At 70.6% G+C, this 11,972-nt stretch carries 10 protein-coding genes; 5 read left to right on the forward strand and 5 right to left on the reverse strand.

Annotation, left to right across the window (positions count from 1 at the left end):
- Positions 1-35: 35 nt before the first annotated feature.
- Entirely contained in the window at positions 36-1,385 is a 1,350-nt protein-coding gene (locus ACFQ7C_RS09265; RefSeq protein WP_378899598.1) for an MFS transporter, read from the reverse strand.
- A 5-nt stretch (positions 1,386-1,390) separates the two neighbouring features.
- On the reverse strand, positions 1,391-1,864 hold the full coding sequence (locus ACFQ7C_RS09270; RefSeq protein WP_378899446.1) for a MarR family winged helix-turn-helix transcriptional regulator: 474 nt from the start codon (positions 1,862-1,864) through the stop codon (positions 1,391-1,393).
- 110 nt (positions 1,865-1,974) lie between these two features.
- On the opposite strand from ACFQ7C_RS09270, the gene ACFQ7C_RS09275 reads away from it, so the two are divergent.
- The 4 genes from ACFQ7C_RS09275 to ACFQ7C_RS09290 all read left to right on the forward strand — a co-directional run bounded on the left by ACFQ7C_RS09275 (position 1,975) and on the right by ACFQ7C_RS09290 (position 6,071).
- The gene (locus ACFQ7C_RS09275) at positions 1,975-2,826 is read left to right on the forward strand and encodes an alpha/beta hydrolase (RefSeq protein WP_378899448.1); all 852 of its coding nucleotides are present in this window, start codon (positions 1,975-1,977) and stop codon (positions 2,824-2,826) included.
- Between the two features lie 95 nt (positions 2,827-2,921).
- Positions 2,922-3,971, forward strand: coding sequence for a biotin/lipoate A/B protein ligase family protein (locus ACFQ7C_RS09280; protein WP_378899450.1), 1,050 nt, complete (start codon positions 2,922-2,924; stop codon positions 3,969-3,971).
- The gene (locus ACFQ7C_RS09285; protein WP_378899452.1) at positions 3,950-4,945 is read left to right on the forward strand and encodes a DNA-methyltransferase; all 996 of its coding nucleotides are present in this window, start codon (positions 3,950-3,952) and stop codon (positions 4,943-4,945) included. Before ACFQ7C_RS09280 ends, ACFQ7C_RS09285 begins: the two co-directional genes overlap by 22 nt.
- A 139-nt stretch (positions 4,946-5,084) precedes the next feature.
- Positions 5,085-6,071, forward strand: a complete 987-nt coding sequence (locus tag ACFQ7C_RS09290) for an LLM class F420-dependent oxidoreductase (protein ID WP_378899455.1) — start codon at positions 5,085-5,087, stop codon at positions 6,069-6,071.
- A 50-nt stretch (positions 6,072-6,121) separates the two neighbouring features.
- Here the strand turns inward: ACFQ7C_RS09290 and ACFQ7C_RS09295 are convergent, their stop codons facing one another.
- Positions 6,122-7,612: a carboxylesterase family protein gene (locus ACFQ7C_RS09295; protein ID WP_378899458.1), complete on the reverse strand. Its 1,491-nt coding sequence runs from the start codon at positions 7,610-7,612 to the stop codon at positions 6,122-6,124.
- On the reverse strand, positions 7,609-8,247 hold the full coding sequence (locus tag ACFQ7C_RS09300) for a TetR/AcrR family transcriptional regulator (RefSeq protein ID WP_378899461.1): 639 nt from the start codon (positions 8,245-8,247) through the stop codon (positions 7,609-7,611). Before ACFQ7C_RS09300 ends, ACFQ7C_RS09295 begins: the two co-directional genes overlap by 4 nt.
- Positions 8,248-8,357: 110 nt before the next feature.
- Here ACFQ7C_RS09300 and ACFQ7C_RS09305 point away from each other — a divergent pair, with 110 nt between their 5' ends.
- Positions 8,358-10,646, forward strand: coding sequence for a glycoside hydrolase family 3 C-terminal domain-containing protein (locus ACFQ7C_RS09305; protein WP_378899464.1), 2,289 nt, complete (start codon positions 8,358-8,360; stop codon positions 10,644-10,646).
- 319 nt (positions 10,647-10,965) lie between these two features.
- On the opposite strand, the gene ACFQ7C_RS09310 is transcribed toward ACFQ7C_RS09305, so the two are convergent.
- Positions 10,966-11,808: an alpha/beta fold hydrolase gene (locus tag ACFQ7C_RS09310; RefSeq protein WP_378899467.1), complete on the reverse strand. Its 843-nt coding sequence runs from the start codon at positions 11,806-11,808 to the stop codon at positions 10,966-10,968.
- Positions 11,809-11,972 lie beyond the last annotated feature (164 nt).

The following is an 11,972-nucleotide window of genomic DNA, read 5'->3' on the forward strand; positions in this document are numbered from 1 at the left end:
CATCTGCCGAACACCGAGCGGCGGGGAGCGGCGGGTCAGCTCGCGCGGGCGCGGGTCCGGATCTCGTCCTCGTCGCCCGGGAGCACGCGGATCGGCGTGGTGCCGGCGACCTCGTCGCTGAACTCCTCGGGCGCGACGATGGTGAGCGGGCGCGTCTCGTCGAGCGTGAGGCGGAACCGCTTCTGCTCGTGGCGGTGCAGGCGGCCCGACCAGAGCAGCCACGTGGCGCCGATCGCGAAGGCGACGAACGCGGCGACGGCGCCGACGAGGATCGCCATGCGCGGGCCGAACTCGGCCGCGACCCAGCCGACGATGGGCGCGCCGATCGGGGTGCCTCCCATGAGGATCGCCATGTACAGCGCCAGCACGCGGCCGCGGAGGATCGGGTCGGTCGTGGTCTGCACATAGCCGTTCGCGGTGGTCATCATCGTGACGACCGCGAAGCCGGTGAACATGAGCGTGATCGCATACAGCCAGTACGTCGGCATGAACGCCGACACCACCGCGGCGACCCCGAACATCGCGGTGCCGATGATGAGGACGCGCAGCCGCGCGCGGTCGCGGCGAGCGGCCATCAGCGCGCCGGCGACCGAGCCGATCGCGAGGATCGAGCTCAGCAGGCCGAACCCGTCGGCCTCCTTGCCGAACTCGACCGCCATCGTCGACGCGAGGATCGGGAAATTCATGCCGAACGCGCCGATGAGGAACACCATCGCGCACGTGACGATGAGGTCGGGGCGTCCGGCGACGTAGCGGAACCCGTCGGCGAGGCGCGACGACTGCGGCACCTTCACACGGGGCACGAGCTCGTGCGTGCGGATGAGCAGGAGCGCGGCGAGCATCGCGAGGAAGGTCACGGCGTTGGCGACGAAGACCCAGCCCGTGCCCACCGCGACGATCACGATGCCCGCGACCGCCGGACCGATCATGCGGGCGCCGTTGAACGACGCGGCGTTGAGCGCGACCGCGTTCGAGGCGTTCTCGCGGGCGACGAGGTCGGAGACGAAGGCCTGGCGCGCCGGGTTGTCGAACGCCGCGACGACGCCGAGCGCGAGGGCGAAGAGGTACATGATCGGCAGCGTCATCACGCCGGCGAAGATGAGCACGCCGATCGCGAGGCCGAGCACGAGCAGCAGGCTCTGCGTGATCAGCAGCAGCTTGCGGCGGTCGAAGCGGTCGGCCACGAGTCCGGTGACGCCGACGAGCAGCAGCGGCGGGGCGAACTGCAGCGCCATCGTCACGCCCATCGCGGCGGCGTCGTTGTCGGTGAGCTCGGTCAGCACGACCCAGCTGATCGCCGTCGCCTGCATCCAGGCGCCGATGTTCGATACCAGCGCGCCGATGAACCAGACGCGGTAGTTGAAGGCCGAGAACGACCGGAACATCGCGCTCACCGGGCCACCATCCGCTCCATGATCTCGGCGGCGGCGGCGAGGGTGTCGCGCTCGGCCGGCGTGAGCTCGGCCAGGGAGGCCTCGACCCATGCGTCGCGGCGGCGGGCGGTCTCCTCGACGACCGCGATGCCGTCGGGAGTGAGCGAGATGACGACCTTGCGGCCGTCGCGCTCGTCGGCGCCGCGCACGATGTAGCCGGAGTCCTGCAGGCAGTTGACGGTGCGGTTCATCGAGGGGGCCGAGACGCGCTCACGCTCGGCGAGATCGCCGAGCGTGTGGGGGCCGTGCACCTTGAGCGCCGCGAGCACCGCGAACTGCCCGTCGCTCATCGAGTCGACGGCGCGCTGCGTGCGCATGCGCCGCGCGAGGCGGAACGTCGCGATGCGCAGCTGCGAGGCGGCCGGGGAGAGGTCTGCGTAAGCGCCGGCGTCGGGGCCGGTGTCGGTATCTGAAGTCTCGTTGCTGCTCATCCGGTTAGTTAGCATAGCTCATTAGTTTTGCTAAAGAAAGTCGGCGAACGGATGCTGCGGGCCGACGTCGCCCGCGGGGGCGCGGGCAGCGTCGCCCTAGACTTCTGCGCATGCCCGAGTTCATCGACGCGCGTGACATCACGATCTACTACGACGTCCACCCCGCAGAGGGGGAGCCGCGGGCGATCGTCCAGCTGCTCCACGGCGTCGGCGAGCACGCCGGGCGATACGGCGCGCTGATCGCCGCCCTCACCGGGGCCGGGTACATCGTGTACGCCGCCGACCACCGCGGGCACGGCCGTACGGGCATGACGCAGCACGCCGGCGATGTCACCCGTCTCGGCCACCTGGGCCCCGGCGGCCTGCGAGGAGCGCTTGCCACGATGTGGCAGTTCACACAGCAGATCCGCGCCGAGAATCCGGGCCTGCCGCTCGTGCTGCTGGGACACTCCGGGGGCTCGGTGCTCGCCCAGATGCTCGTGAACGAGCATCCCGACGCGTACGACGAGCTCGTGCTGACCGGCACGGCGCTGCGCATGCCGGGCTCGATCCGCACCAGCGGTCTCAACAAGCCGTGGGACGGCCCGGGCGCCATGGGCACCGAGTGGCTCTCGAGCGACCTGTCGGTGGGGCGCGAGTTCCTCGACGACCCCCTCACGACCAGCGAGGACCCGATCAAGCTCATCGGCGTCGTCGACTCCCTGCGCATGTACGGCCTGCCGCGCAAGAACCTCGGTGCCGACATCCCGACCCTTCTCATGGTCGGTCGCGACGACACCGTGGGCGGCCCGCGCAGCGTCCACCGGCTCGCCGACGCCTACCGCACGCGCTCCGGGTTCACCGACGTCACGACGCTCGTCTACCCGGACGCACGGCACGAGATCTTCAACGAGGTCATGCAGGCCGAGGTCCGCGCCGACCTGCTCGCGTGGCTCGACAAGCACATCGCGGACCGCTCCTGAGGTGACGGCCTCGGGGCGCGCACAGCTCGGCGGGGGCCGGGCGCTCCCGTGGGGACGCCCGGCCGCGTCGCGCCCGGGCCAATAGGCTGAAGCCCATGCACGGCGAATACAAGGTGCCCGGCGGGAAGCTCGTGGTGGTCGACCTCGAGGAGCGCGACGGCCGCATCGCGGACTTCCGCCTCGCGGGGGACTTCTTCCTCGAGCCCGACGACGCCCTCGCCGACATCGACGCCGCGATCAACGGGCTGCCGATCGAGTCGGACGTCGCGACCATCGCCGCCGCCGTGCGCTCGGCCCTGCCCCAGGGGGCGCAGCTGCTGGGCTTCACGCCCGAGGCGGTCGGCACGGCGGTGCGCCGCGCCCTGGTCACCGCCCCCGGCTGGCGCGACTTCGACTGGGAGATCGTGCACGACAAGCCGGTCTCCCCGCGCATGAACCTCGCGCTCGACGAGGTGCTCACGGGCCGTGTCGGCGACGGGCGCCGTCGGCCCACGCTGCGCATCTGGGAGTGGGACGAGAACGCCGTGGTGATCGGCTCCTTCCAGTCGCTGCGCAACGAGGTCGACCCCGACGGCGCCGCCGCGCACGGCTACGACGTCGTGCGCCGCATCTCCGGCGGCGGCGCCATGCTCATGGGCGCGAACTCGATCGTCACCTACTCGCTGTATGTGCCGGCATCCCTCGTCCAGGGCCTCACCTTCGCCGACTCCTACGCGTTCCTCGACGACTGGGTGCTGCAGGCGCTGCGTGCCCTCGGCATCGAGGCGACCTACCAGCCGCTCAACGACATCGCCTCGCCCCAGGGCAAGATCGGCGGCGCCGCGCAGAAGCGCCTCGCGAACGGCGGCGTGCTGCACCACGCCACCCTCAGCTACGACATGGACGGCGACGTCATGACCGAGGTGCTGCGCATCGGCCGCGAGAAGCTCAGCGACAAGGGCACGACCTCGGCCGCGAAGCGCGTCGATCCGCTGCGCCGCCAGACGGGGCTGCCGCGCGAGGCCATCATCGCCAAGCTCGAGGAGACCTTCACGAACCTCTACGGCGCCGTCCCCGGCCACATCAGCGACGACGAATACGCCGAGGCCGAGGCTCTCGTGGAGTCCAAGTTCGCGACGGACGCATGGCTTCGCCGGGTTCCCTGATCGGGCAGACGGATGCTGCGCTCCCCGGCTCCGTCGAGATCCACCACGGCGACAACCTCGAGGTGATCCGGCGGCTGCCGGACGCCGCGTTCACGCTCATCTACCTCGACCCGCCCTTCAACACCGGCCGCCCGCAGGAGCGCTCGATCGAGACCGCGAGGTCGCGGCATCCGTCGCCCTCTCCTCCCGAACCTTCCGCGAAACTCCAACCGGGCGCCGAGACGGCAGTCCCGGACGGATGTCTCGGCGCTCCATTGAAGTCTCGCGAGGAAATGGGTGCGGGAGAAGCGATCGTGCGGCGCGGGTTCCACGGGCGCGAGTACGAGCGGATCCGGGGCGACCTGCGCGCGTACGACGACACCTTCGACGACTACTGGGGGTTCCTCGAGCCGCGGCTGCTCGAGGCGTGGCGGCTGCTCGCCGACGACGGCACCCTCTACCTCCACCTCGACTACCGCGAGGCGCACTACGCCAAGGTGCTCATGGACGCGCTCGTCGGGCGCGAGCGATTCCTCAACGAGCTCATCTGGGCGTACGACTACGGCGCGAAGACGCGCAAGCGCTGGCCCACGAAGCACGACACGATCCTGGTGTACGTCAAGGATCCGAAGGCGTACTGGTTCGACTCGGACGCCGTCGACCGCGAGCCGTACATGGCGCCCGGGCTCGTCACCCCTGAGAAGGCCGAGCGCGGCAAGCTCCCCACCGACGTCTGGTGGCACACGATCGTGCCGACGACCGGCCGCGAGAAGACCGGCTACCCGACGCAGAAGCCCGAGGGCATCCTCCGGCGCATCGTGCAGGCCTCGTCGCGGCCCGGCGACCGGGTGCTCGACTTCTTCGCGGGCAGCGGCACGACCGGCGCGGTCGCCTCGGCGCTCGGCCGCAACGCCGTGCTGGTCGACCACAACCCCGCCGCGATCACCGTGATGCGAGAACGGATGCCGCACGCCCGCGTCCTGCCCGACGTCTGACCGCCTGGATCCGCGAAAGTGTATTCCTCCGCAGGCCGCTGCGCCGCGGGGGAGCGGGAATATACCCTTTCGCGGTTCCGACGGCGAGGCCCCCGCGGCGCCGGGCCGCAGCATCCGTCATCGCCATAGGCTGGGGGTCATGCGCTTCGGAACCTTCATCCCCCAGGGCTGGCGATTCGATCTCGTCGGCATCGAGCCTTCAGAGCACTGGGCGGTGATGAAGGGTCTCGCACAGCGTGCCGACGCGGGTCCGTGGGAATCGCTGTGGGTCTACGACCACTTCCACACCACCCCGGTGCCGAGCGAAGAGGCGACCCACGAGGCGTGGACGCTGATGGCCGCCTTCGCGGCCTCGACCGACCGCATCCGTCTCGGCCAGATGTGCACCTGCATGGGGTACCGCAACCCCGCCTACCTCGCCAAGGTCGCCGCGACCGTCGACATCGTCTCGGGCGGACGCACCGAGATGGGCATCGGCGGAGGCTGGTACGAGCACGAGTGGGAGGCGTACGGCTACGGCTTCCCGCCGGTTCCCGAGCGCCTCCGGATGCTGCGAGAGGGCGTGGACATCATGCAGCAGGCGTGGACGACGGGTCGTGCCACGCTCGACGGCACGCACTACCAGGTCGACGGTGCGATCGTGCAGCCGCTTCCCCTGCAGGACGGCGGAATCCCGCTGTGGATCGCCGGCGGCGGCGAGAAGGTGACGCTCAAGATCGCGGCCAAGTACGCCACGTACACGAACTACACCGGCTCGCTCGACGACATCGACCGCAAGAGCGCGATCCTCCGCGACCACTGCGACGCGCTCGGCCGCGACTTCTCCGAGATCACGCGCACGTCGAACTTCAACACGATCGTCGGCGCGACCGAGACCGAGGCGCGCGACCGCCTCGCCGTCGTCAAGGAGCGCCTGGTGCCGCACCTCGGGCAGGAGCGCGCCGACCACATCGAGCACGACTACCTGACCTCGCCCGCCTTCGGCGCGGTGGAACAGGTCGCCGAGCGGCTCGCGGAGCGGGAGCGCCACGGGATCGGCTACGCGATCCACTACTTCCCCGAGGCGGCCTACGACCTGTCGGGCGTGGAGCTGTTCGAGCGCGAGGTCGTCGCCGCGCTCAGCTGACGCGTCGCGGGTTCCTCCCGCGGAGCCGGCGCACGACCCGCCGTCGGGTCTCACACCAGCGCGCGGGCACTCGCGTAGCCGTCAGGTACGACGTCGGGGACGGATGCTGCGCCCCCGAACACGCGTGTGACACCCGGCGAGTCCGCCCACCGCCGCCACCCCGGCTCGTCGTCGCGCACGAATGCCACCGCGGCGCCGTGCATCGCAGCGGCGAGGTCCTTCGGCGGGGCGTCGCCGGCGATCGCCGCGACGTGCGGCTCATCGAGCCGGTCGAACCAGAACGGCACGTCCAGGCAGTGCAGCGACCAGCGCCGAGTCGGCGAGGGCCACGAGAACCGGTAGACCCACGTCGGCGCCGCGCCGCGTGCCTCAGCGACCTTCACCACGGTGGAGCGGAAGACCGTGTCGGTGGCGAACCGGCCCAGGACCGCCGCCGTGCCGAGCCGGCGCTGTGCGCGGTTGCCGGCGAGCCACGCGCGCCGGCGCTCGCGCGGCACGTGGAGTCGCGCCAGCGCGAAGCTCGCCGGCACGAACCGCAGGGCGCCGCGTGCGGAGTCGGTGACCATCGTGAACTCGTCGTCGGTCGCGCCGAGCAGCAGGGGCTTGCCGGAACCCACACCGTCGCGCAGCGCCGCGATGGTGGGCTGCGTGATCAGGTCGCCGTCGATCGCCGGGCCCAGCGAGAGCCCGTCGCCGAGCACCGCGCGCACACCTGCGAGCCGGTCGCGAGACGCAGGGGTCGCTGCCTTCCGCTGCTGGTCGCGGATCGCCTCCTCGGGCAGGGATGCGAACCCCTCGCGGGTCGGCGCGACGCCGAGGAGCTGCGCGAGTCGTGCCGAGAGGGCGCGCGACCTGTCGACCGGGACGTCGGCGAGGGCGGCAGAGAGCGCCCACGCCGAATGGAAGAGGTGCTGGGCCGCGGGCATGGCCAGGAGGCGCAGCGCCGCGCCGCCGCCCGCGGACTGCCCGGCGATCGTGACGCGGGCGGGGTCGCCGCCGAACGCGGCGATGTTCGCCTGCACCCACTCCAGTGCGGCGAGCCAGTCCCGCACCCCGCGGTTGGACGGCGCGCCCTCGATGTGTCCGAAGCCGTCGAACCCGAGGCGGTAGGAGATGGTCACCGTGACGACGCCGTCGCGATTGAAGGTCTGACCGTCGTACCAGGGGCTGGCCGGCGACCCCGAGACGTAGCCGCCGCCGTGGATCCAGACGAGCACCGGGAGCGCGGCATCCGCGTCTCCGGGAACCGGAGTGAAGACGTTCACGTTGAGCGTCGACTCGCCGGGGACCGACGGCTCGGGGATCAAGGTGATCCCGGCGTCGCCCCGTTGTGCCGTCGCCCCGAACGCGAGCGCATCGCGCACCCCGTCCCACGGCTCGACGGGCACGGGGGCGGCGAACCGGAGATCGCCGACCGGAGCCTTCGCGAACGGGATGCCGAGGAACGCGGCGGATCCGCCGGCTCCTGGTTCGCCACGCCAGAAGCCCCGGACTCGCCCGGCGGTGGTCTGGGCCTCGGCGTAGAGCGTGGTGGCCGTCATCGCTTCTCCGGGATGAGCAGCTCGAACAGGGCGCCCACCGTGGCGGCCATGTCGACGTCGGGCTCCAGCATCCATTGCAGCTGCATGCCGTCGGCGACTGCCTGGAAGATGCGCGCCAGGGTGTCGGCGTCGACGCGGTCGGTGATCGCGCCGGCGTCCTGCTGGGCGGCGATCGTCGCCGCGAAGAAGCCCCGCAGGCTCTCGCCTCGCGAGAGGAAGAACTGGTGTGCCGGATGCTCCGGATCGGCCGCGTCGACCGACAGCCGGGCGAACAGGTTCACGAGCCCGGGGACGTCGGCGTTGTGACGGATCACCCCGAGGTAGCCGTCCCGCACGTCGGGGAGTTCGCCGCCGGCCGCAGGCCGCAGTCCGTGCTGGAGGTCGCCGTCGAGGCCCTGGCCGACGGAGTCCAGCTCATCGCGCTTGCGGAGGATCTCGGTGAAGAGCTCCTCCTTGCTGTCGAAGTAGTGGAGGAGTCCGGCCTGGCTGAGCCCGACGGCGTCCGCCAGCTCCTTCACCGATGCGCCGCGATAGCCCTCGCGGGCGATCACGTCGAGCGCGCGCGTGAGGATCTCCTCGCGCTTCGCGACGCCCTTCGCGTAGGAGCCCCGTCGCCCCGTGCCGCTCTCAGTCATAGAAGAAGTAAAGCCGAACAATGCTTGATTTTTCAAAACCAAATATCGTAAGGTTTTCGCGAGCGTGCTCATAGCGGAGCGCTCGTCACACTCAACATGTAAGGAACTCCATGAGCATCCCCGATGTCGCGGACCTCACCCTCGAAGAGAAGGCGTCGCTCACCAGCGGCGTGAGCTTCTGGCACACCAAGCCCGTCGAGCGAGTGGGCGTGCCCGCGGTCATGGTGACCGACGGCCCGCACGGCCTGCGCAAGCAGCGCGAGGGCGGCGACCACCTCGGGATCGGCGACAGCGTGCCGGCCACCTGCTTTCCGCCCGCGGTCGGGCTCGGCTCGTCGTGGGACGTCGACCTCGTCCGTCGCGTGGGCGAGGCACTCGGCACCGAGACCTCGATCGAGAACGTCGCGGTGCTGCTCGGCCCCGGCATCAACATCAAGCGCTCGCCGCTGTGCGGCCGCAACTTCGAGTACCTCTCCGAGGACCCGATCGTCTCCGGCGTGCTCGGCGCGGCGATCGTGCAGGGCATCCAGTCGAAGGGCGTCGGCACGTCCCTCAAGCACTTCGCCGCCAACAACCAGGAGAACGACCGCATGCGGTCGTCGTCGGACGTCGACCCGCGCCCGCTGCGTGAGATCTACTTGCGCGGCTTCCAGCGCGTCGTCGAGGACGCTCAGCCCTGGACCGTCATGTGCTCCTACAACCGCATCAACGGTGTGTACGCGTCGGAGGACCCGTGGCTCCTGACCCGGGTGCTGCGCGACGAGTGGGGCTTCGAGGGTCTCGTCGTCTCCGACTGGGGCGCCGTGAACGAGCGCGTGCCGGGCCTCGCCGCGGGCATGGACCTCGAGATGCCGTCCTCGAACGGCGTCACCGACGCGCAGATCGTCGCCGCCGTGCAGGACGGCTCGCTCGACGAGTCGGTCGTGGATGTCGCTGCCGGCCGCGTGCTGGATCTCGTGCGCAAGGCGACCGCCGGTGCGGGAGCAGTCGCGGGCCCGCTCGACGTCGACGCGCACCACGCCCTCGCCCGTGAGGCCGCCGGCCGCTCGATCGTGCTGCTCAAGAACGACGGCGCCGTGCTGCCGCTGGCGAAGGACGCGAAGATCGCCGTCATCGGCGAATTCGCCGAGAAGCCTCGCTACCAGGGCGCCGGCTCCTCGATGATCAACCCGACGCGGGTCGACACCGCGCTCGACGAGATCCGCTCGCTCGCGACCGGCGACGTCGCGTACGCGCAGGGCTTCAGCAACGCGCTCGAGGTCTCCGACGACGAGGCCTCGGCCCTTCGCGACGAGGCCGTGGGCGCAGCATCCGTCGCCGACGTCGCCGTGTTGTTCCTCGGCCTGCCCGCGCGTCTCGAGTCGGAGGGCTACGACCGCGACGACATCGACCTGCCCCCGGCGCAGCTCGCACTCGTCGACGCGGTGCGCGCTGCGAACCAGAACACCGTCGTGGTGCTCTCGAACGGCGGCGTCGTGGCGCTGCCCTTCGCCGAGCATGTGCCCGCGATCCTCGAGACCTGGCTGCTGGGTCAGGCCGGTGGCGGCGGAACGGCCGACGTGCTGTTCGGCGAGGTCAACCCGTCGGCCAAGCTCACCGAGACGATCCCGGTGCGCCTCGAGGACACCCCCGCGTTCCTCGACTTCCCGGGCGAGTTCTCGCACACGCGCTACGGCGAGGGTCTGTTCGTCGGCTACCGCTGGTACGACGCGCGCCGCCTCGAGGTCGTGTTCCCGTTCGGCCACGGCCTGTCGTACACGACGTTCTCGTACACGGATGCTGCGGCTCAGGTCGACGCCGACGGCGACGTCGAGGTGACCGTCGCCGTCACCAACACCGGCGACCGCGCGGGACGCGAGGTCGTGCAGGTCTACACGTCGCTGGCCGGATCGTCGGTGCAGTGCGCGCCGCGTGAGCTGAAGGCGTTCGCGTCGGTCGCGCTGGAGCCGGGTGAGAGCCAGGTCGTGACGCTGACGGTCCGCCGCCAGGATCTCGCGTACTGGGACATCCGCGCCGACCGCTGGGTCGTCGAGGGTGGCGAGTACACGATCGACGTCGCCGCGTCGAGCCGCGACATCCGTTCCTCCGCCGCCGTCGCCGTCGAGGGCGACGTGCTCACGCTGCCGCTGTCGCGCACGTCATCGATGGGGGAGGTGCTGAGCCACCCGGTCGCCGGCCCCGTCGTGCAGGCCGCGATCGCGCAGATGATGGGCGGCCTCGGCGACAGCGCGGCGTCGATCATGCCTGAGGGCGTCGACATGTCCAAGATGATGGAGTCGTTCCCCATCGGCCGCATCGGAATGATGGGCGCCCTCGCGGGCGACGGCGCCGCAGCCGGCCCCGAGATGATCGACGGCCTGCTCGCCATGGCGAACGCCGGCGGCGCGCCGCAGCAGTAGGGCTCTCACGGCTCCGTCGGGTTGGCATGTGTCGATTTCGTCATTGAACTTCCGGCTCACACGGGTCCTTGGCCCGTGTGAGTCGGAAGTTCATTGAGGTTTCGGTGCCCGGGGCTGTGTGAGCCGGAAGTTCATTGAGGTTTCGGTGCCCGGGGCTGTGTGAGCCGGAAGTTCATTGAGGTTTCGGTGCCCGGGGCTGTGTGAGTCGGAAGTTCATTGAGGTTTTGGAGACACGCCTCCCTGGGGGACACATCGGCACGACGCACGGATGCCTCGGCACCTGGCCCTCGCGGGCGCGGAGCCGAGGCATCCCCGTCTGTCAGCTGTGGAGGAACGCCAGGAGCGCCTCGTTCACCTCGGCGCCGTGCGTCCAGAGGAGGCCGTGCGGCGCGCCCTCGAGCTCGACGTAGGTCGCGTCCGGCAGGAGGTCCTTGAACCGGCGGGCCGTGACGTCGATCGGCAGGATGTTGTCGGCGGTGCCGTGCAGGATGAGCGCGGGCACGTCGATCGCGGGGATGTCGGCGCGGAAGTCCGTCGGCCAGGTCAGCGGCGCCGCGGCCAGCGCCGTGTTGCCGGCATACGTCGCGACCTGGATGCTCGCGTCGAGCGCCTCCTGCGAGATGCGGGAGCCGAGCGTGTCGTCGAGGTTGTAGAAGTCCTTGTAGAACCCGGCGATGAACGCGTACCGGTCCTCGCGCACCGACTGCGCGATGCCGTCGAAGAAGTCCTGCGGGCCGGCGCCCTCGGGGTTGTCGTCGGTCTTGAGCAGATACGGCTCGAGCGACCCGAGGAACGCCGCCTTCGCCACGCGGCCGCTGCCGTAGCGCGACAGGTAGCGCGCGATCTCGCCCGTGCCCATCGAGAAGCCCACGAGCACGGCGTCGTGGAGGTCGAGGTCCTCGATCAGGGCGTGCAGGTCGCCGGCGAACGTGTCGTAGTCGTACCCCGAGCCGACCTTGCTCGACTGCCCGAATCCGCGGCGGTCATACGCGATCACCCGGTAGCCCGCATCCAGCAGCGCCGCCTGCTGCTTGCCCCACGACTCGCCGTTCAGGGGGAAGCCGTGGATCAGCACCACGGGCTGCGCGTCGGACGGCCCCTGGTCCGTGTAGTAGAGGTCGATGTCGACCGAGTTCTCGGTCCCGACGGTGATGTACGCCACGATCGCTCCTTCCGGACCGCGAACGGATGCCGCGGCCCTTCGTCCGACGCTAGGCCGCAGCATCCGTCATCGCCAGCATCTTGCCCTCGCGCGTCACGGACGTTCACGCGGCGTTCAGCCGTGGAATCGCGAAAGGGTGGTTCTCCGCAAGTCCGGCGTGCGGA

It is taken from the genome of Microbacterium sp. NPDC056569, assembly GCF_042793475.1.
GTDB lineage: Bacteria > Actinomycetota > Actinomycetes > Actinomycetales > Microbacteriaceae > Microbacterium.